General features: G+C 37.5%; 17 protein-coding genes and 1 pseudogene. 13 read left to right on the top strand and 5 right to left on the bottom strand.

Features of this window, described 5'->3' with window-relative positions; all coding sequences use genetic code 11:
- Positions 1-2 precede the first annotated feature (2 nt).
- Positions 3-695: a hypothetical protein gene (locus tag GQS55_RS06135; RefSeq protein WP_159818927.1), complete on the bottom strand. Its 693-nt coding sequence runs from the start codon at positions 693-695 to the stop codon at positions 3-5.
- 381 nt (positions 696-1076) lie between these two features.
- On the opposite strand from GQS55_RS06135, the gene GQS55_RS06140 reads away from it, so the two are divergent.
- Positions 1077-1601 (top strand): hypothetical protein, encoded by a 525-nt coding sequence (locus GQS55_RS06140; RefSeq protein WP_159818929.1) that lies wholly within the window; start codon positions 1077-1079, stop codon positions 1599-1601.
- 94 nt (positions 1602-1695) lie between these two features.
- The gene (locus GQS55_RS06145) at positions 1696-3414 is read left to right on the top strand and encodes an RluA family pseudouridine synthase (protein ID WP_159818931.1); all 1719 of its coding nucleotides are present in this window, start codon (positions 1696-1698) and stop codon (positions 3412-3414) included.
- A 116-nt stretch (positions 3415-3530) separates the two neighbouring features.
- Here GQS55_RS06145 and GQS55_RS06150 read toward each other — a convergent pair whose 3' ends face one another.
- Positions 3531-4256, bottom strand: coding sequence for a YebC/PmpR family DNA-binding transcriptional regulator (locus GQS55_RS06150; RefSeq protein ID WP_159818933.1), 726 nt, complete (start codon positions 4254-4256; stop codon positions 3531-3533).
- A gap of 199 nt (positions 4257-4455) precedes the next feature.
- Here GQS55_RS06150 and GQS55_RS06155 point away from each other — a divergent pair, with 199 nt between their 5' ends.
- Together GQS55_RS06155 and hemF are read left to right on the top strand one after the other, a co-directional pair.
- Entirely contained in the window at positions 4456-5493 is a 1038-nt protein-coding gene (locus tag GQS55_RS06155) for a phospholipase effector Tle1 domain-containing protein (RefSeq protein ID WP_159818935.1), read from the top strand.
- 66 nt (positions 5494-5559) lie between these two features.
- A complete protein-coding gene (hemF, locus tag GQS55_RS06160; RefSeq protein WP_159818937.1) occupies positions 5560-6495 on the top strand; it encodes an oxygen-dependent coproporphyrinogen oxidase in 936 nt (311 codons plus the stop codon).
- A gap of 239 nt (positions 6496-6734) precedes the next feature.
- Here the strand turns inward: hemF and GQS55_RS06165 are convergent.
- Positions 6735-7320 (bottom strand): annotated as a pseudogene (locus tag GQS55_RS06165) (YceI family protein).
- Between the two features lie 2 nt (positions 7321-7322).
- Positions 7323-7880 (bottom strand): cytochrome b, encoded by a 558-nt coding sequence (locus GQS55_RS06170; RefSeq protein ID WP_236559779.1) that lies wholly within the window; start codon positions 7878-7880, stop codon positions 7323-7325.
- Positions 7881-8079: 199 nt separating this feature from the next.
- On the opposite strand from GQS55_RS06170, the gene GQS55_RS06175 reads away from it, so the two are divergent.
- Entirely contained in the window at positions 8080-8970 is an 891-nt protein-coding gene (locus GQS55_RS06175) for a LysR family transcriptional regulator (RefSeq protein ID WP_159818941.1), read from the top strand.
- Here the strand turns inward: GQS55_RS06175 and GQS55_RS06180 are convergent.
- Positions 8967-9272, bottom strand: a complete 306-nt coding sequence (locus GQS55_RS06180; protein ID WP_159818943.1) for a cell division protein ZapA — start codon at positions 9270-9272, stop codon at positions 8967-8969. The genes GQS55_RS06175 and GQS55_RS06180 overlap by 4 nt on opposite strands.
- A 237-nt stretch (positions 9273-9509) precedes the next feature.
- Here GQS55_RS06180 and GQS55_RS06185 point away from each other — a divergent pair, with 237 nt between their 5' ends.
- The 8 genes from GQS55_RS06185 to gcvP all read left to right on the top strand — a co-directional run bounded on the left by GQS55_RS06185 (position 9510) and on the right by gcvP (position 20196).
- Positions 9510-9887 carry a DUF2237 family protein gene (locus GQS55_RS06185; RefSeq protein WP_159818945.1) on the top strand — a complete coding sequence of 126 codons (378 nt, stop codon included), beginning with the start codon at positions 9510-9512 and terminating at the stop codon, positions 9885-9887.
- Positions 9888-10035: 148 nt separating this feature from the next.
- Positions 10036-10617 (top strand): UPF0149 family protein, encoded by a 582-nt coding sequence (locus GQS55_RS06190; RefSeq protein WP_159818947.1) that lies wholly within the window; start codon positions 10036-10038, stop codon positions 10615-10617.
- Positions 10618-10741: 124 nt separating this feature from the next.
- Positions 10742-12064, top strand: a complete 1323-nt coding sequence (gene pepP, locus GQS55_RS06195) for a Xaa-Pro aminopeptidase (RefSeq protein WP_442872189.1) — start codon at positions 10742-10744, stop codon at positions 12062-12064.
- A gap of 4 nt (positions 12065-12068) precedes the next feature.
- Positions 12069-13385, top strand: a complete 1317-nt coding sequence (gene ubiH, locus GQS55_RS06200; RefSeq protein WP_159818949.1) for a 2-octaprenyl-6-methoxyphenyl hydroxylase — start codon at positions 12069-12071, stop codon at positions 13383-13385.
- A gap of 97 nt (positions 13386-13482) precedes the next feature.
- Positions 13483-14775, top strand: a complete 1293-nt coding sequence (locus tag GQS55_RS06205) for an FAD-dependent monooxygenase (protein ID WP_159818951.1) — start codon at positions 13483-13485, stop codon at positions 14773-14775.
- A 546-nt stretch (positions 14776-15321) separates the two neighbouring features.
- Positions 15322-16410: a glycine cleavage system aminomethyltransferase GcvT gene (gcvT, locus tag GQS55_RS06210; RefSeq protein ID WP_159818953.1), complete on the top strand. Its 1089-nt coding sequence runs from the start codon at positions 15322-15324 to the stop codon at positions 16408-16410.
- A gap of 204 nt (positions 16411-16614) precedes the next feature.
- Positions 16615-17004, top strand: coding sequence for a glycine cleavage system protein GcvH (gcvH, locus tag GQS55_RS06215; RefSeq protein WP_159818955.1), 390 nt, complete (start codon positions 16615-16617; stop codon positions 17002-17004).
- Between the two features lie 261 nt (positions 17005-17265).
- Entirely contained in the window at positions 17266-20196 is a 2931-nt protein-coding gene (gene gcvP, locus GQS55_RS06220) for an aminomethyl-transferring glycine dehydrogenase (protein ID WP_159818957.1), read from the top strand.

The raw sequence follows: 20196 nt of genomic DNA on the forward strand, positions 1-20196 counted from the left end.
TCCTACACTTTTCTCTCACCTACTAGCATATTGCCATCTTCTAAGAAGGTTAAAATAATTTGCTTACCAGGGCGATTATCGTCAAATAATTCGCTATATTTTTCAATTATTCTGTCTCTGTCTGCTTGGGTTCTTGCGGTAGACATTTCATCACGAAAGGGTTGTCCTTCCATGATGCCGGCGTAATGGCTTGCTAAAGCAGTCGTTGTACGTAGTGCATTTTCAACTTTTGGGTTTTCAGATAATGCCTGTTTTAATTGGTCGGCATAAGCATAATCTGCAGGTAAAACGACCTGACCGTGATTATCAAATTCTACGGTTGCTGGCGGCGATGGAATGTCATATTGCGCCAACAAGTCTTTGAATTGTTCTTGTGAATATTTCGACAAAGTATCAATGTTATGGGCCGTAGGGAGTAATAAAGGTATGTCATCCAAGTTCACTGGCGTTGATTGCTGTCCTGGAGTCAGATATTCATCTAGATTAATGGTTGTTTGATCACCTTTACTTGTATTCATCTTAAATACAGCACTTTCCTTTATTTCTTCAGGCGTTGTATTTTGTGCACTAGCTGATTGATAACTGGCAAAAACTTGTGAAAAAGTAGTGCTAGTATTACTAGCGTTGCCTGCTGTGTTATTGGCTTGTTGCACACTTTGTGAATGCGTTTGAAAATTTGTAGTGGTGACTTCCATTTTACCCTCGATACTTGATTACGTCATATAAATATACGGATGCTTAGTCAATATTTAGCAAAAAATGTACCATTACCACTTATGTTTTGTTGCGCTTGTTAACCATCAATAATTATGATTTTTATTACCATATAAATTACAAATAAATGGCAATTTATTGCCGGTGTAAAAATACTCAAAGGCATTTTTTGTCGTTTTTATTGGGTCATATTGAGTAAATCAACACACCACTAACAATTTATAGATGACGAGGGTTGGTACGCTATTTGCTCTTTAGTTTAGTATCGTAAAGAGTTAAATCATTTTATTAGTCAGTCATTTTATTATGTACATAACAGATTACTTATCAATAGGAATGAAAAAACCGATTAAGGAAGATAAATGATAAATTCAATTAGTTCACAACACTATGCTGTTCAACCAGTTCGAAACAATACCAATAAAGTTGAACCAATTGCGGCAAATAACACGCAAGTAACCAAGGCTATTGTTCATTACGATACCCGAAAAAATGCAGTTTCTTTTATTGAAAACGCTTCACCTGAAGAACTAGCCGCAAAGGTTGATTCCTTAATAGGACGAATGCAGTCAATGGCGGCGATTAATTTAAATGAAATTATGAATGCAGATAATGGTTTTGAAATAGCCGAAAGAATAAATCGTTTACAAGAGCCATTAAAACAAGCACACCAGAATGTGTTAAATTTAGAGCAAGAACTTATTAGTCAGGGGCGTGCAGAGGGTAAAAGTGATAAAGAAATTTTAATGAGTATTGTGCAAATGCAAGATGAACAGTCCGATTTATTTAAGATGTCAATGAATTGGGGAACCAAAGGGCTTACTTCACCTGACAATTATGCCAAGCTAGTTGAGTACACACCTAACTATGTCAATTCTTATGCCTAAAAAGTACTAACGGCTAACGGTGTTAAGTGATGCTATAATTTAGAGATTATTTTGTTGTAAAATCGCCTAGCCGTATAAAGACCCTTGGAAATTTATGATCTACCCGCAAACTTGTTTTAACTCTTTTAGTCAGAATATAAAAGATTACACCTTACCCGAACGTTTTACTTTCCCATTTTGCTATGATCCTCATCCATTGTGTTTATTAGCGGCAACAGAATTACAAAACCAGCTTGAAAACCATCAACAACTGTCAAAAGAGCTTGAACAACAAGGGAAAATGTTTGGCGTGTTGTTAGTGAAAAATCAGCAAGGTGAAATAGGTTATCTTATTGCTTTTTCAGGAAAACACTTTGATCTTTCTATTCATCAAGCTTCGCTTAAAAATAATATGACCTTTGTGCCAGCTGTTTTTGAGCTTAACGAGCAAGCCGAGTGGTATTACGATGACAGTATTATTATCAATCGACTTAATCATGAACTCGAGCAACTCTTAGTTAACCCTAACCTCGAAGAGTACCAATCTCAACTTACATCACTTGCTATTCAACAAGAAGAACAGCTTGCTCAGCAGCATGAAAAAATGGCGTTTAATCGGAAAACTAGAAAGGCTAAACGCAGTCAAGTAAGGGATGATTTTACTGAAGAACAGTTAGCAGAGCAGCTGAAAGAATTAGCAAAACAAAGTGTTTATGATAAAAATGAATTAAAAGCGTTAAAACAGTATTGGCTTGATTTAATAACCGCAGTGCAAGAAAAATTAACCGCGTTAACTGATGAAGTTGATGCCGTTAAAAATAAACGGAAAAAGCTGTCTACCCGTTTACAAAAAAAACTATTTAAACAATATCATTTATTAAATAGTGCTGGCGTTGAAAAAGATTTAATTGAATTATTTCAAGACACACGCCATCCAATGCCACCAGCAGGTACTGGTGATTGTGCCGCACCAAAATTATTACAATATGCTTTTATGAATAATATGACACCACTAGCGATGGCTGAATTTTGGTGGGGACGGGCGCCTAAGTCTGAAATACGTCAACATAAAAAGTTTTATGGTGCATGCTCTGGTAAATGTCAGCCAATTTTAGCGCACATGCTTGAAGGTATGGTGCTTGATGATAACCCTTTATTGATTAACCCCGCAGAAGGTAAAGCGTTAGATATTATTTATCAAGACACTGATATTGTGGTGGTCAATAAACCGAATGAATTTTTATCAGTACCCGGTAAAAACATTGAGGATTCGGTTTATTTACGAATTAAGGCGCTGTTTCCCCAAGCAACAGGCACCTTGATTGTACATCGACTAGATATGTCGACCTCTGGTTTAATGGTGTTAGCGTTAACTAAACGGGCACAAAAAAACATACAGCAACAATTTATTAATCGTACTATTAAAAAGCGTTATGTGGCATTACTTGAAAATAAAGTAGCGGCTAATATTGATAAAATAGTTGAACAAAGCGAAGGGGATATTAATCTGCCGTTAAGAGGTGATTTGGACGATAGACCCCGACAGTTAGTGTGTTTTAATGCTGGAAAAGCATCGAAAACTCATTGGCAAGTTATTGAACATACCGATGAAAAAATAAAGTTATATTTGTACCCGGAATCAGGAAGAACACATCAATTAAGGGTTCATTGTGCTCACCCACAAGGATTAAATACGCCTATATTGGGTGACGATTTATATGGAAATAACAATGACAATATTGCTCAGCGCTTACACCTTCATGCACAAAGGTTAACGTTAAGGCATCCTGTTAGCCAGGAAGAAATGACTTTTCAAGTAAACGAGGCATTTTAGGCTCGAACACAATTATATTCAGCTCAACAAAGACATGTTTAATAAACAGAAATAAAAAAGCCTATCACTAAGATAGGCTTGATATGGCGACTAGAGCAACAATGTTACGCGTTTATTTAGTCTTTAATTTCAGCATTATGATAAACGTTTTGTACGTCATCACAATCATCTAACATGGCAATGAACTTTTCAAAGTTAGCTAAGTCTTCTTCGCCTTCAATATCAATATAAGTTTGAGGCACCCAAGAGATCTCTTCAACTTCTAAGTCGTATTCTGGCATAGAGTTAGCAAATTCAGTTTTTATTTTGAAAAACTCAGTATGCGGAGCATAAACGGTAATAATACCGTCTTCTAGTTCAACGTCAGATACGTCAATGTCAGCCATCATTAAGTTTTCTAAAACTGCTTCATCGTCTTCACCTTTAAAAGCAAATATTGCTTGGTGATCAAACATATGTGAAACCGTACCAGAAGAGCCTACTTTAGAGTGTGTTTTAGTGAAACATTGACGAACATCTTTAATGGTACGATTGCCGTTATCGGTTAAGCAATCAATAATTACCATGCAATTACCTGGGCCAAAACCTTCATAACGGGCTTCTACAAAATCTTCACCACCAGCACCCGATGCTTTATTTATTGCATTATCTATTACGTGCGTCGGTACTTGATCTTTCTTTGCTCTATCAATTAAACCACGTAATGCAAGGTTGCCGTCAGGATCTACGCCACCATTTTTAGCACAAACGTAAATTGCTTTACCGTACTTTGAATAGACTTTGGTTTTTGCCCCAGCAGTTTTTGCCATGGATAGTTTTCGGTTTTGGTAAGCTCTTCCCATTGTTCAATCTCTCATTTTTTCGTTGGCATAAAATTAATGGTGTAGATTCTACCAGTCTCACAGGGCTTTTGACTAGAGGGATATACCTAAAAATTAACAACAGCCTTAATAAATAGCGAACTTGAAATAATCATTTTTATATACTAACAGTTAAGTATGCCGGTTAAATGCCGTAATCATTCAAAAAGGAAAGTGATTTATGAAAAAGTTGATTTTTTGTTTTGATGGCACTTGTAATTCACCACAAGATGCTGACGATTTCTTTGAAGACTCAAGTATCAGTAATATACTAAAGCTACATGCTTTCTTCGGTGGCAAGCTAAATAATTTTACTACTGAAAATCCTAACGTTATCAATCAACAGAGTTTTTATTATAGTGGTGTTGGTACGCGTGGTAGTTGGCTTAAGCGAAAGTTTAACGCTATGTTTGCACCAGCGTATGGTGATATGGATGATATTATTGATGAAGCGCGCAGCGATTTAACGACACACTTTAGTGAAGGGGATAGCATTTATGTTTTCGGGTTTAGTCGAGGGGCGGCTATTGCCCGTATGTTTGCCGCTCATTTACCGCATAAAGTTAAATTTTTAGGTGTTTTCGATACCGTTGCCGCCACGCGCGGATCGTTAGATTTAAACCCTGATACCTTTCCTGCGAGTGGTATTGTCTTTGAAAATGGCACGCTGGGCGAGCATGTTGAAAAAGCGGTGCATATACTCTCACTGGATGAAAAAAGAATTCTGTTTCAACCCACCTTATTTAATTATGATAAAAGAATAACTGAAATATGGTTTGCCGGCGTTCACTCGGATGTAGGCGGTAGCTATTGGTTTGACGGTCTGTCTGATATTACTTTGCAATATATGCTTGATAGTGTGCGTGATGAACTAACGATACAAGATATTAACGATATTGATTACGAAGGCTTAAAAGTTCAAGGGGGGCAAGATAGTATTTGTTTTGATGATCTTAACCTTAAACCTTTGGTAGATGGCACATTACACACGCAAATTAGAACTAACCGAAACTCCGCAACTTTGGCACCTCGTTTAGTCAGAGTCAATGTAGATGATGTAAAATCACCGCGCATTCCTATTATTCATCACACGGTCGTTGAGCGGTTTCACTTAGTGAGTGGCTACCGGCCTTACTCTTTGAGGGATTTGAATTTTAAAATTATCAATGAAAAAGGCAAGGTTGGTAAAGTACAGCAGGGGATTAGTAGTTTAGGTTAATGAAAATAATAAAAATAATGATATAATTAATCTATATTCGTTATTGTTATGGACCACCTTTATTTTATGAACACCTTAAACACCAACAGTAAAATTCCTGATATATCGATTGTTATTGATTATTTGAAAACCCTGCAAGACCGCATTTGCGAAGCGTTAGAGCAAGTAGATGGCAGTGGTCAATTTATTGAAGATAATTGGCTGCGCAAAGAAGGTGGCGGTGGTCGTACGCGAGTCATGACTAATGGCACAATAGTTGAGCAAGGTGGTGTTAACTTTTCAGTTGTATCAGGTGATAAATTACCTCCGTCAGCAACGGCTCATCGACCAGAATTAACGGGACGAACATGGCAAGCTTGTGGCGTATCGTTAGTTATTCATCCTAAAAACCCTCATATTCCAACCTCACATGCCAATGTCCGTTTTTTTATTGCTGAAAAAGAAGGCGAAGAGCCTGTTTGGTGGTTTGGTGGCGGTTTTGATTTAACACCATTTTACCCTGTAGATGAAGATGTTTTACATTGGCATCAAGTCGCGCATGATTTATCTGCGCCTTTTGGTGAAAATGTTTATGATGACTATAAAAAATGGTGTGATGAATATTTCTATCTAAAACATCGAGATGAAACACGTGGCGTAGGCGGTTTATTTTTTGATGATTTAAATGAATGGGGTTTTGATACAAGTTTTGATTACGTTAAAGCGATTGGTCAAGGTTTTATCGATGCTTATGTTCCTATTTTGAACCGTCGTAAAAATGATGAATACAGCGAACAGCAAAGACAATTTCAGTTATATCGTCGTGGTCGTTATGTTGAGTTTAATTTGGTGTTTGACCGAGGTACATTATTTGGCTTGCAATCAGGCGGCAGAACAGAATCTATTCTAATGTCGATGCCACCTTTAGCACGTTGGGAATATAACTTCCAAGCTGAAGAGAATAGTGATGAAGTAAAGCTTAACCACTACTTAGTTCCTCAAAATTGGTTAAACCGAGCTTAGGTTAATTATTCTCAAGTAAATGCAGGATATACCGGTAAGTTTAGTGCTGCTGATGAACCTGCGTTTACATTCTTTTCAGCTTTAGTAATTAATGATTGAATATCATTTTGCACACGCGAACGTAACTTATACACTTCAATGAAGAAGATAGTGCGAGTGACATTTCTATTGAATAAGCAGTGGTTAAAGAAAAAATATTAACATCCATTAACCACTACTCTTACTAGATAACCTGAGCTTTACTGCTTTATACCTTCAATATGTAGATTCAATTCTACAGTTTTTGAAGCAGGACCTAAGTCCATTTTAATTGCAAAATCAGTTAACGCTATCGTTGTTGTACCGCTAAAACCTACACGGTATCCGCCCCACGGATCTTTACCTTCACCAATAGTTTCTGCATCAATAACGATTTCTTTAGTCACACCGTGCAAACTTAATTGACCTGTAATGGCTAATTTACCATCACCTTTATCTGCAACAGAAGTACTAACAAATTTAGCATTAGCAAATGAGCTTACATCAAGAAAGTCACCAGTTCTTAAATGCTTATCGCGTTCAGCATGGTTTGAGTTAATACTACTAGTATCAATATTTACTTCAATTTTTGATGCGGCAATATTTGATTCATCATAACTAAAAGAACCGCCAAATTTGTCAAAACGACCGGTTTAACCAGCTATAACCTAAATGTTGAATTTTAAAGTTGATTGAAGCATGGGCACCTTTAGTATCAATAATGTAGTCAGCTGCATTGACCGTTGGCATGAAAGTGGCTGCAACAAACGCCGATGTTAGTGCTAATTTTGTTAATTGTTTTCTCATAGTTATTCTCCGTTTTTTTGGCGTTTGCCAATCATTCTGTTTAAAGTGTCATCTTTATCAATAAAGTGATGTTTTAGTGCTGCTAACGCATGTAATGTCGCTAGCCCTATCAGTAAATATGCTAACCATTTATGTATAAATCCAGCGACATCAGCTTGATTTTCAATGATAGATCCCAGTGCTGGTATAGTTATCATTTCAAATATTTCTATTCCTCGCCCATCCGCTGTTGAAATTAAATAACCCATTATCATGATAATAAATATCAGCACATAAAGTATCAGGTGGGTCACTTTACCTGCTTTTTTCTCAAGCGAGCTATGGCTTGCTAGATGATCTGGCGTTATTTGTTTAAATCGCCAAATTACTCTGAGTAGCATTACAGCAAAAAATATCAAACCTATACTTTTATGTAAGTCAGGGGCGGTTTTATACCATGGGCTATAATAGGTTAAATCAACCATATAATAGCCTAAGCCAAATAAGCCAAAGATAGTGACTGCAGACAACCAGTGAAAAAAAACACTAATATATCCATAAGTTGCTTTTGTGTTGTTCAATGCTAACTCCATAATTTTCTATTATTGGGCAAAGAGAGTACTTTAGCTCTCTATAAAATGTATCCAAACATTACTTAGCCGATAGTATTACAATATAAAAGCTTAATTAATATTGAAGATTTGTTTGTAACTTGTTAACTTTAGCTTAACTAGAATTATTAGTAATCTAATAATATATTCATGAAAAGTTGATTAATAAATGACATTAGAACAATTAAGAATGTTGGTGAAAGTTGCTGAGTTAGGCAGCCTTAAAGAGGCTAGTGAAAAGCTATTTAAAACTCAGCCAGCCGTTAGTCAAGGGCTTAAGCAGCTGGAAACACAATTAGGTTTACAGTTATTTAATCGCCAAGGTTATCGCTTAGTACTAACAGATAATGGTAAACAAATTTATCAACATGCCCAACGTTTAATGAATGAGGCAAAGCAAATAAAACAACTTGCTTCTTTTTTAGCGATAGGAAATGAGGCTGCAGTTACTTTAGCGATTGAAGCGTCTTATGATCTAAAAAGAATATTGCCAGTACTTGAATCAATACGTCATGACTTCCCTCATACACAGATCATCTTAAAACAAGAATATATTAATGGTGCATTAGAGGCTGTGAAGTCTGAACAGGCTGATCTTGCCTTAACAACTATTGATCTTTTAGCGTTACAGTCAGGTAATTACGAAGCAAAAAAATTATACCAAGGCGGTTTATATAACGTAGCATCACCTGCATTACTAGAGCGTCACCCAACATTGATGTCAGTTGAAGCGTTGAAAGATGAATATCAAATTGTAGTACAAGATTCAGGGCAAAGTAGTCAGGGAATAAACTATAGTGTACAAACAGGGCAGCGCTGCTGGTATGTGAATGACTTTAATACCAAAAAAACGTTAATTATGAGTGGTATAGGTTGGGGACGGCTGCCTGAATATATGATTGAAAACGAGTTGAATTCAAAAGAGCTCATCGCTTTAAAACTAAATGACGTAGAAACGTATTTAGCATTAAATTATCAAGTGATAAAACTGAAGTCTAGGTTACTTGGACCAGTTGCCAGTAGGCTATGGCAGAATATGAGCTTAATTAAAAATAGCTAAGCGTGTTTTTTTGCAGGGGCTAATGCTTGTTCAATAGTTGATTGTAGCAAGGCTATTTTTTGTTTGTTTTCTTCTTTTTCAGTTTTAAGTTTTTGTTTTGTTAATAATAGTTCATTGCTTAGATTTAATGCCGTCATTAACAACGTTTGTTCTGGGGTCGCAATTGATTTACTGTTACGTAAATTAGTTAAGCGATCACTTAACTCAGCGGCAGCACTTAATAAAGCACTTTCTTGTCCAATAGGACAAGCCACTTTTAGTTTACGGTCGAGCACATTTATTTCAACAGTCCGTTGAGTCATTTTATATAATTTCCAAGCTTATTGAACAACATAGAATAAATTTCACATTAGCTTGCACTATAACTGTGCTGATCTTTCTATGCAAGTAAATGACCATCTTTTGTATATATTTTTACCTACTTTTTACAAAGTTATTTGTAACTTAGCGTTTCACTGTGTTGTTTGGTATATTGATTTCATTTTTTTAATAGCTGTATTATTTGTAAATATTAGCTTTAAAATATTAAGGTAAAAACTATGGAAATGGATGAGTCGATTAATGTATTTGGTGAGCCACTTGAAGCCAGTATGGGTACGCCTGTCACAGGTTTTTTTCGTGACAATATGTGCAATACTTGTGAGCAAGATGTTGGTTCGCACACGGTTAGTATTAAGGCAACGGAAGAGTTTTTAGAATACTCTCGTTTTAAAGGTAATGATCTATCCACACCAATGCCTGAGTTTGGTTTTGAAGGTGTAAAACCTGGTGATACTTGGTGCTTATGTGCTGCTAGATGGTTACAGGCTGAAATGGATGATAGAGCACCACGAGTTTATCTTAAAAGAACGCATATTAAAGCGCTTGAGATAGTTCCACTTGAAATTTTAAGAAAATATGCTGCTGATTTAAGCTAATCCTTTTAAATTTGCCACGAAAGTTTGCGGTTGTGCTGATGTCTTTTAACTAGGGCAATGTTAGAATAGCTACTTAGCTTTATTTCTTTAAAATAATGTGTAATGACTCACACTCTGCAAACATTCAGTTAAAATATCAGGTGAAAATATGACCGTAAACAACACGTTAGACTTTGCTAGCATACAGGCAGATATAACTACCGAAAATGTTAAAGCCCACGCCAGTGAAATTCATGGTGTATTAACGGGGTTAATCTGTGCTGGTTTTCCAGTTGAAGATCCTAATTATTTAACGATGATCAATGATCTGTTTAATAATGGTGAAGGCTTACCTAAAAAAGTTAAATCAACAATTAAACAAATGTTCACCGAGTTATGGACTGATATTCTTGATGACGCTTACACTTTTCAACTTATGTTACCCGATGACGATGATTCTATTGTTGAGCGTGGTCATGCATTGGGTGCTTGGGTACAAGGCTTTAATTTAGGTTTTGGTTTACAACAAAAAGACAGTCCGGTGGTATCTGAAGAAGTAAAAGAAGTGCTCACTGACTTTGCTGAAATTGCCAACATATCTGATGATATGGAAGAGAATGAAGACACCGAGCAAGCCTATTTTGAAATAAATGAATACGTACGTATTTCTGCTTTATTATGTTTTAGTGAGTTAGGGACTTTATCGACTAAAGCGAGCGAGAAAACCCAAGATAATAGTACGATACATTAGTCAAACACTAGCGCCACTAACGACCCGTTACTGACACACGTTACAGATACACCTTATTGATACTAGCAGTAGTAAAATGAAAGAAGCAGATCATATGACAAGAAAAGAAAATCAATTACCCGGTTTGGCAAGTTTATCGATGAGTGATTTCAAAAACCATCGTGAGCGTTTCTTTTCTCAAATGTCAGATAATTCATTGGCATTATTCTCTGCTGCAAGTGAAGTTACTCGAAGTAATGATACCGAATTTAATTTTTGTCAGAATAAGAGTTTTTACTATTTAACCGGCTTTAATGAACCTGATGCATTATTAGTATTACTAAAGCGTGATAATAAAACACAAGCAATTTTATTTTCGCTGCCGAAAGATAAAGATCAAGAAGTGTGGCATGGCCGAAGAGTTGGTCAAGAAAAAGCCAGCCAAGAATATGGTTTTGATCAATGCTTTACGCTTGATGAACAAAACGATCTTATTTCACAATACTTAAATGGTCTAACACAAGTTTACTTTGCTTTTGACGATAAGCTACTCACTCAAAAAGTGTTTGATTTATTAGCACAAGTCAGATCAGCAGTGCGCCAAGGCGTGAAAGCGCCTTCGCAATTAGTTGATGCGAGTCCATTGATTAATGAACAACGTTTAATTAAAAGCGCTAATGAAATTGAATTGATGCGCCAAGCAAATTACATTTCTATTCTCGCGCATAAAAGAGCTATGCAACAAACCCAAGTAGGGTTGTTTGAATATCAAATAGAGAATGAAATATTACACGAATTTACGCGTCACGGCGCTCGTCATCCGGCTTATGCCACTATAGTTGCCGGTGGTGATAACGCGAATATTTTGCATTATACCAATAACGATGATCGACTAAATAATAATGATTTACTGCTTATTGATGCTGGCGGTGAGTTGTCAGGTTATGCGGCAGATATCACTCGAACTTTTCCTATTAACGGTAAATTTACCGAACCGCAAAAGATCCTTTATCAATTAGTGCTTGATGCAAAATCACAAGTGATTGCCGCGATTAAACCAGGCACGTGTTTTATTACGTTAAATGCAATTGCGAATGAATGCTTAACGAAAGGTTTAGTTGAGCTAGGCATACTGTCGGGTAACATAGCTGAACTAGTAGAAGAAAAAGTGTGTAAAAGATACTTTATTCATGGTTTAGGCCATTGGCTTGGTTTAGATGTGCATGATGTTGGTGATTATCATATGAATGAATCACGACAGCAGTGCCGAGAATTTACCCCAGGTATGGTGTTAACCATAGAACCAGGGCTTTATATGCCACTTGACGATAATACAATTGATGCGAAGTGGCGCGGTATTGGTATTCGTATTGAAGATAATATTGTTGTTACTCAGCAGGGCTGTGAAAACTTAACACAAGACTGTCCTGAAACTATTGCCGATATTGAAGCATTGATGGCTAATTAAACTAATGAAAAATAAGCGTAACACTTTTGATATTATCATTTCAGGCGGCGGTCTTTCTGGCAGCCTGATGGCATTAAGTTTAGCTAACTTGAAAAAAGCTGATGGTAGCCTACTGTCAATTGCGATAGTTGAAGCAACACCGCCGACAACAGCAGAAACGTTAGGATTAGAAAGGGCTGAGAGTGGAGAAAATAATAATGCTTCACCACTATTTGATGCTCGTGTTTTAGCACTTTCTCATGGCAGCGCATCGTATTTAAAAAAAATGGGTGTGTGGCAGCATTTAGCAAGCGATGCATGTGCGATAGAAAAAATAGATATATCTGACAAAGGTTATTACGGCAAAGCCCGTATAGAAGCACAAGAACATGGTGTTCCAGCCTTAGGTTACGTAATAGAAATGGCGCTAATAGGTCAAGCACAGCTAAAAGAATTAGCGTCAAAAAGCAATATTCACTGGTTCACACCAGATTCTATTGTTGATATTCATTGGCAAGGTTCGACACCGAATAGCGATGAAGTAACAGCTTCTACCGAACAAGTAGCGGTAATACTTGGCTCAAATCAGGTTTTACATGCTAATTTATTACTCGCTTGCGATGGCGTAAATTCCCCTTGTCGTAAATTAGCGGGTATTAAAACTAATCACAGTGATTATCAACAAGTGGCATTAATTACCAATGTTGCTACTAAAAATCCACATAACAATAAAGCCTTCGAGCGTTTTACCAAATCTGGCCCAATAGCGATGTTACCGTTAGCTAAATTGAGCTCGCAATCAAGAATTGATGTAAGTGGTGATAGTCGTTCTTCGTTAGTATGGACTATGTTGCCAGAGCAAAGAGAAGAAATTTTAGCGCTATCAGATCACGACTTTAAACAAACATTAGAGCGCGAGTTTGGTAGTTGGCTTGGCGAGATTACCCACGTGGACAAACGAAACGTTTTTCCACTCGTATTACTGCAAGCAGAACAACAAACTTATCACCGTATGGCGCTTATTGGTAATGCCTCACATACTATTCATCCTATTGCAGGGCAGGGATTTAATTTAGGTTTGAGAGACGTACAGCAAATGCGTGAGCTTATCGAGAAAAGTTTGCAAGAACAAAAAGATATTGGCCGTTTTGCTTCACTTAATGAGTATGCGCAAAAGCGTCAGCAGGATCAAAAACAAGTTATCCAATTGACTGACTCCCTTGTTACGCTATTTTCTAATGATTTAATGCCATTAGTGGCTGGTAGAAATGTTGGCTTAAAAGTAATGAATTACTTTTCGCCCATTAAAAATACTTTAGTGAATAAGTTGATGGGTTACTAATTTAAGTTACGGTAGTTTACGTTAAGCTAACTGAATGAAATAGGCTACCTAGATTAGGCTGTAGCCAATCAAGCAAGTTTAAAATAAGAGAATAAAAATGCAAAAATTTGATGTGTTAATTGTTGGTGCTGGCATGGTTGGGTTAACACTCGCTTTGGCATTAAGAAAAACGAGCAACTTAACCATTGCCATTGCAGACACCTTACCTATTTCTGAATTAACGCCTGAGCCAGAAGTGCGTGTAAGTGCTATTAATGTTGCAAGCCAGACCTTATTTGATAACTTAGATGTTTGGTCAACTATTATTGCTGAACGAGCTCAACCTTATCAAAATATGCATATTTGGGATAAAGCCGGCATAGGCAAGTTAGACTTTTCTGTTAATGATCTTAATAAATTCCCCCAAAATGAAAACCTAGGTTTTATTATCGAAAACAAAGTGATTCGTAATGTTTTATGGCATAAAGCCCAAGCAGATGAAGGCATAAGTTTTTTTACTGATAGTAAACTTGCCAATATAACGGTAGGCGATAGTGAAGCTTTTGCTAGTTTTGAAATGCCTGCAACGAGTAATGAAGCGGGTAACAAGGCTGTAACTAGCTCAATGCAAGTACCGCTTATCGCTAAGTTAGTTGTAGGTGCTGATGGCGCTAATTCTTGGTTGCGAAAGCAAATGGACATACCGATGATCAGTCGAGATTACGATCATCATGCAATAGTCGCTACGGTTAAATGTTCACAAGATCATAAGAATACCGCCTGGCAAGTGTTTTTACCGACTGGACCTTTAGCTTTTTTACCACTTTTTCCTGAAAACAGTGATACTTGTTCAATTGTTTATTCAACGTCACCAGAAGAAGCCGAGCGTTTAACCAAATTATCGCCTGCTGATTTTGCCAAAGAGTTAACGGCAGCGTGTGATGGGAAACTTGGCACTATTGAATTAATCAGTGAGCGATTTGCTTATCCATTAACAATGCGGTTAGCACAAGATTTTGTTAAAGATCGCATGGTGTTAATTGGCGATGCGGCACATACCATTCATCCGTTAGCAGGGCAGGGTGTCAACCTAGGGTTATTAGACGCGGCTTCATTAGCACAAACACTTTCTAGCACTATTGATACCGACAGTGGTGATGAATTAACACTGGCCGATCCAAAAAAACTGAAAGCATTTTCACGTTATCGAAAAAGTGAAGCTATTGAAATGATTGCTGCGATGGAAGCGATTAAACAAACGTTTTCGATTAATCAATCAGGGTTTCAATTACTCAGAGGCGTTGGCATGAGTTTACTTAATAACTTCAAACCAGCCAAAAAACACTTAATAGAACAAGCCCTTGGTTTAAAAAGTGACTTACCTGAGCTAGCACAACCGAAACGCCAATGATCGTTTAGTGCTAATTGCTTGAGATTCCGTATTAAGTGACCAACGGAATGACGGTTTTTTTTTCATCCTGAACACCTTGTCGTCATTCTGAACTTGATTCAGAATTTCAATCGCTATGCTGTGTAGCTCAAAGGGCTCAGAATCTCGTTTTTATTCAACCATAGGCATGGGATTCCGTATTAAGTGACCAACGGAATGATGGGGTTTTTTGTCATCCTGAACACCAACTTGCCTTCCTAAACACCCAGTCGTCATTCTGAATTTGATTCAGAATCTTGCTATTATCCCCACCAATAAAATTTATTGCGGCTATCTTTGTTATTAACAATAAATAACAGCGATTAATTTTTTAAAGTGAACTTTTTTGAAATTAAATTCTGTATAGTTACCAAAGTCGGTTTTAAATTTGAATTTATGGTTATATTTTGTTGAATAAGCAGAATTCAAGGGCTATAATCAGTGCAAATTTTATGAGCACCTTAATTGTTTGTCACCATACAGTTTCAGGTGTAACTACGTAAAGTATGACTTCTTTAGGAATGACGTATGACTAACAAAACCGTATTACATGCAAAACACTTAGCTTCTAACGCAAAAATGGTTGATTTTTATGGCTGGGATATGCCAATTAACTATGGCTCTCAAATAGAAGAGCATAATGCAGTTCGCCAAAAGTCAGGTATGTTCGATGTATCTCACATGACTATTGTTGATGTTCAAGGTCCCGATGCAAAAGCTTTCTTACGTCGCCTTGTTATCAATGATGTTGCTAAATTAACTGTTGCAGGTAAAGCACTTTACACTGGCATGTTAAATGAAGCCGGTGGTGTAATTGACGATTTAATTATTTACTTCTTTTCCGACACTAACTACCGTTTAGTTGTTAACTCTGCCACTCGTGAAAAAGATCTTGCGTGGATGACAAAGCAATTAGCTGGTTTTGATGCCACTATCACAGAACGTCCTGAATTTGGCATTATTGCTGTTCAAGGTCCTGAAGCCAAAGCGAAAGTTGCTAACTTACTAACACCTGAACAAATTACTGCAATTGAAGGTATGAAACCATTCTTCGGTGTACAAGTGGGCGATTTATTTATTGCTACTACAGGCTATACCGGTGAAGAAGGTTACGAAATTATTGTTCCTGAAGCTGAAGCTGAAAACTTTTGGCAAAAATTACTTGAGCTAGATGTAGCTCCTTGCGGCTTAGGTGCTCGTGACACGCTTAGATTAGAAGCTGGCATGAACTTATATGGCTTAGATATGGACGAAACTGTATCTCCATTAGCAGCTAACATGGCTTGGACTATTAGCTGGGAACCTGAAGATCGTGATTTTATTGGTCGTGATGTATTAACGGCGCAAAAAGCGGCGGGCGACCAACCTAAACTTGTCGGTTTAGTGCTAGAAGAAAAAGGTATTTTACGTTCACACCAAGTAGTTGTTACTGAATTTGGTAATGGTGAAATTACGTCAGGCACATTCTCGCCAACATTAGGTCATAGTGTTGCGTTAGCACGTGTACCACGTAGCGTAAAAGTAGGTGACGTAATCGAAGTTGAAATGCGTAAGAAGAACGTAAAAGTAACGGTAACTAAGCCTAGCTTTGTACGTAACGGCAAAAAAGCCTTCTAATTTCGTTATATGAAAAATGACAGTAAATAACGTTAATATTTGTATTTATTTTGCTTTATCGTAATGACAATTATTAAATCGATATACTATTTTTTACTAGCCATTATACTAATTATTTACTAGCCATTGTGCTATAAATTTAAACAGCTTACTTGAAGCTATTTACTTTAAAAAAAGAAAATCTAACCAACAGGAAAAATAAAAATGAGCAACATTCCTTCAGAATTAAAATATGCAAGTTCACATGAATGGGTACGCAATGAAGGTAACGGTATTGTTACTGTCGGTATTACTGAGCACGCACAAGGTTTATTAGGCGATATGGTTTTTGTTGAATTACCTGACGTTGGCGATGAAGTTAGCACAGGTGATGATGTAGCTGTTGCTGAATCAGTAAAAGCGGCTTCAGATATTTATGCACCAGTATCAGGTGAAATTGTTGAAGTGAATGAAGACCTTGAAGACTCACCTGAGTTAGTAAACTCTGATGCTTTTGGTGACGGTTGGTTATTTAAAATTAAGTTAGACGATGAAGTTGAATTAGCTAACTTATTAGATGCTGATGGCTACGCTAACTCTATCGACGAAGATTAATTTTCAGTCACATTCATTGTTTATGCTGCGTTGCTTAATTATTTGTCAAAGTCACTTAGCCCACTAAGCTCATTCGACTCATAATTTCAGCGCCTTACCTAAACATCGACTGTTTATGAAAAACTTTAGTCACGATAATCACCTTGAGGGCTTTGCCTAAATATTGATTATCTTAGCTAAACATTAAGCCTTTAACCGATTATGTTTTAGGCTTTCTTTTATTTCCATTGTTATGAAAACAATTATTTAAGTGAAATTGATATGACTTCTCAATCACCAACTAATTCTTTTGCCTCATTATCGTTGGCAGAGTTAGAGCAAACTCAAGATTTTATTCGCAGACATATTGGCCCAAGTGCAGCACAAACTCAGGCTATGGTTAAAGATATGGGCGTTGCATCAGTAGACGCATTAATTGATGAAATTGTACCAGACGACATTCGTTTACCGCAGTTACCCGCTATTGGTGATAGTAAAACAGAAGTACAAGCATTGGCTGATTTAAAAGCCGTTGCTAACTTAAATAAAGTAAATACTACGTACATTGGTTTAGGCTACTACGGTACCTTAACACCGAATGTTATTACGCGTAACGTACTAGAAAATCCAGGTTGGTATACGGCTTACACGCCTTATCAACCAGAAATTGCACAAGGACGTTTAGAGTCGTTACTTAACTATCAGCAAATGTGTATCGACCTAACAGGTTTACCGCTTGCTAGTGCATCTTTATTAGATGAAGGCACAGCCGCTGCTGAAGCGATGGCACTTGCTAAACGTGTTTCTAAAAATAAAAAATCTAACTTGTTCTTTATCTCAAGTGATGTTTTCCCACAAACTATCGACCTTGTAAAACAACGTGCCGATATGTTTGGTTTTGACGTAATTGTTGCACCAGCGAATGAAGCGCCAGAGCATGATGTTTTTGGTGCGCTTATTCAATACCCAAGTGCTACTGGTGAAGTAACTGACGTTAGCGAATTAATTGAAAAAATTCACGCAAATAAAGGTATTGTTGCGGTTGCAGCAGACATTATGAGCTTAGTGTTATTAAAAGCGCCGGGCGAATTAGGTGCTGATGCTGTTATTGGTTCAAGCCAACGTTTTGGTGTTCCAATGGGCTACGGCGGGCCACATGCAGCATTCTTTACTACGAGTGATAAATACAAACGTTCTTTACCTGGTAGAATTATCGGTGTTTCAAAAGACACTCGCGGTAACAACGCACTACGTATGGCTATGCAAACGCGTGAGCAACATATCCGTCGTGAAAAAGCCAACTCAAATATTTGTACAGCACAAGTATTATTAGCGAACATGGCTGCATTTTATGCGGTATATCATGGTCCTCAAGGTTTAAAAACAATTGCAAACCGTATTCATCGTTTTGCTGATATTTTAGCAACAGGTACACGTGTTAAAGGTTTAGCGCCTCTTCATGATAACTACTTTGACACGCTTACGTTTAACGTAGCTGACACTAAAACGAACAGCAAAGCTGAAATCGTTGAACGTGCCTTAATCTCGGGCGTTAACTTACGTACCGACGTTGAAGGTCAAATCAGTATTTCACTTGATGAAACAACAACGCGTGCTGATGTTGCTCAGTTATTTACTATTTTATTAGGTGCTGAACACGGTTTAGACGTAGCAGGCCTTGATGCACAAATAGTGACGCAAGGTTCAACGTCTATTCCAGCAGCGCTAGTGCGTGAATCTGAAATATTAACGCACCCAGTATTCAACTCGTACCACAGCGAAACTGAAATGTTGCGCTACATTAAACGACTTGAAAACAAAGATTTAGCCTTGAATCATTCAATGATTTCACTTGGCTCTTGTACCATGAAGTTAAATGCAACGGCACAAATGATACCTGTATCTTGGCCTGAATTTGCCAACATGCATCCGTTTGCTCCGCAAGACCAAGCAATTGGCTACAAGAAAATGATTGATGAACTAGCTGAGTGGCTAGTTGAATTAACGGGTTACGACAAAATGTCGATGCAACCTAACTCAGGTGCGCAAGGTGAATATGCCGGTTTAATCGCTATTCATAAATACCATGCAAGCCGTGGCGATTCACATCGTAATATTTGTTTAATTCCTGCCTCTGCCCATGGTACTAACCCAGCATCAGCTAACATGGTTGGTATGAAAGTGGTTGTTGTTGCTTGTGACAAAAAAGGCAATGTTGACATGGTTGATTTAAAAGCCAAAGCAGAAGAGTTGGCTGAAAATCTTTCATGTATCATGATCACTTACCCGTCTACACACGGTGTATATGAAAAAACTATTCGTGAAGTATGTAATATTATTCACGACAACGGTGGTCAAGTTTATCTTGATGGCGCAAACATGAACGCACAAGTGGGTATTACGTCTCCAGGCTTTATTGGCGCAGATGTATCACACCTTAACTTACATAAAACATTCGCTATTCCACACGGTGGCGGTGGCCCAGGTATGGGACCAATTGGTGTTAAATCACACCTTGCCCCATTTTTACCTGGCCACGCATTAATTAATGTTGATGAAACTACCGCTGGAAATGGCGCAGTATCGGCAGCACCATACGGTAGTGCTGGCATACTATGTATTTCATACCTTTACATTGCGTTATTAGGTAAAGAGGGCGTAACAGCCGCAAGTAAGTATGCAATTACTAACGCGAACTACTTAGCGACTAAATTAAGTGAACATTACCCATTATTATATACAGACAGTAATGGTCGCGTAGCGCACGAATGTATTGTAGATTTACGCCCAATTAAAGAAGCCAGTGGCGTAACTGAAATGGATATTGCTAAACGATTGATTGATTACGGTTTCCATTCACCTACCATGTCGTTCCCTGTAGCGGGCACGTTAATGATTGAGCCTACTGAGTCAGAATCTAAAGTTGAGCTAGACCGTTTCATTGAAGCAATGGTATGTATTCGTGATGAAGTACGTAAAGTTGAATCAGGCGAATGGACATTAGAAAACAACCCATTACACCATGCACCACATACGTTAGCTGATATTACTGACGCTAACTGGGATAGAGCTTACTCTATCAGTGACGCAGTATTCCCTGTAGCGAGTGTTGCAGCCAATAAATTCTGGCCAACGGTTAATCGTATTGATGATGTATACGGAGATAGAAACTTAGTATGTTCTTGTCCTCCAATTGAAACGTATATTGATTAG

The organism is Colwellia sp. 20A7 (assembly GCF_009832865.1).
GTDB lineage: Bacteria > Pseudomonadota > Gammaproteobacteria > Enterobacterales > Alteromonadaceae > Colwellia.

Excerpts from the sequence above, each read along its gene's own strand:
- GQS55_RS06135 (WP_159818927.1), bottom strand. The coding sequence starts at position 695 with ATGGAAGTCACCACTACAAATTTTCAAACGCATTCACAAAGTGTGCAA.
- GQS55_RS06140 (WP_159818929.1), top strand. The coding sequence starts at position 1,077 with ATGATAAATTCAATTAGTTCACAACACTATGCTGTTCAACCAGTTCGA.
- GQS55_RS06145 (WP_159818931.1), top strand. The coding sequence starts at position 1,696 with ATGATCTACCCGCAAACTTGTTTTAACTCTTTTAGTCAGAATATAAAA.
- GQS55_RS06150 (WP_159818933.1), bottom strand. The coding sequence starts at position 4,256 with ATGGGAAGAGCTTACCAAAACCGAAAACTATCCATGGCAAAAACTGCT.
- GQS55_RS06155 (WP_159818935.1), top strand. The coding sequence starts at position 4,456 with ATGAAAAAGTTGATTTTTTGTTTTGATGGCACTTGTAATTCACCACAA.
- hemF (WP_159818937.1), top strand. The coding sequence starts at position 5,560 with ATGAACACCTTAAACACCAACAGTAAAATTCCTGATATATCGATTGTT.
- GQS55_RS06175 (WP_159818941.1), top strand. The coding sequence starts at position 8,080 with ATGACATTAGAACAATTAAGAATGTTGGTGAAAGTTGCTGAGTTAGGC.
- GQS55_RS06180 (WP_159818943.1), bottom strand. The coding sequence starts at position 9,272 with ATGACTCAACGGACTGTTGAAATAAATGTGCTCGACCGTAAACTAAAA.
- GQS55_RS06185 (WP_159818945.1), top strand. The coding sequence starts at position 9,510 with ATGGAAATGGATGAGTCGATTAATGTATTTGGTGAGCCACTTGAAGCC.
- GQS55_RS06190 (WP_159818947.1), top strand. The coding sequence starts at position 10,036 with ATGACCGTAAACAACACGTTAGACTTTGCTAGCATACAGGCAGATATA.
- ubiH (WP_159818949.1), top strand. The coding sequence starts at position 12,069 with ATGAAAAATAAGCGTAACACTTTTGATATTATCATTTCAGGCGGCGGT.
- GQS55_RS06205 (WP_159818951.1), top strand. The coding sequence starts at position 13,483 with ATGCAAAAATTTGATGTGTTAATTGTTGGTGCTGGCATGGTTGGGTTA.
- gcvT (WP_159818953.1), top strand. The coding sequence starts at position 15,322 with ATGACTAACAAAACCGTATTACATGCAAAACACTTAGCTTCTAACGCA.
- gcvH (WP_159818955.1), top strand. The coding sequence starts at position 16,615 with ATGAGCAACATTCCTTCAGAATTAAAATATGCAAGTTCACATGAATGG.
- gcvP (WP_159818957.1), top strand. The coding sequence starts at position 17,266 with ATGACTTCTCAATCACCAACTAATTCTTTTGCCTCATTATCGTTGGCA.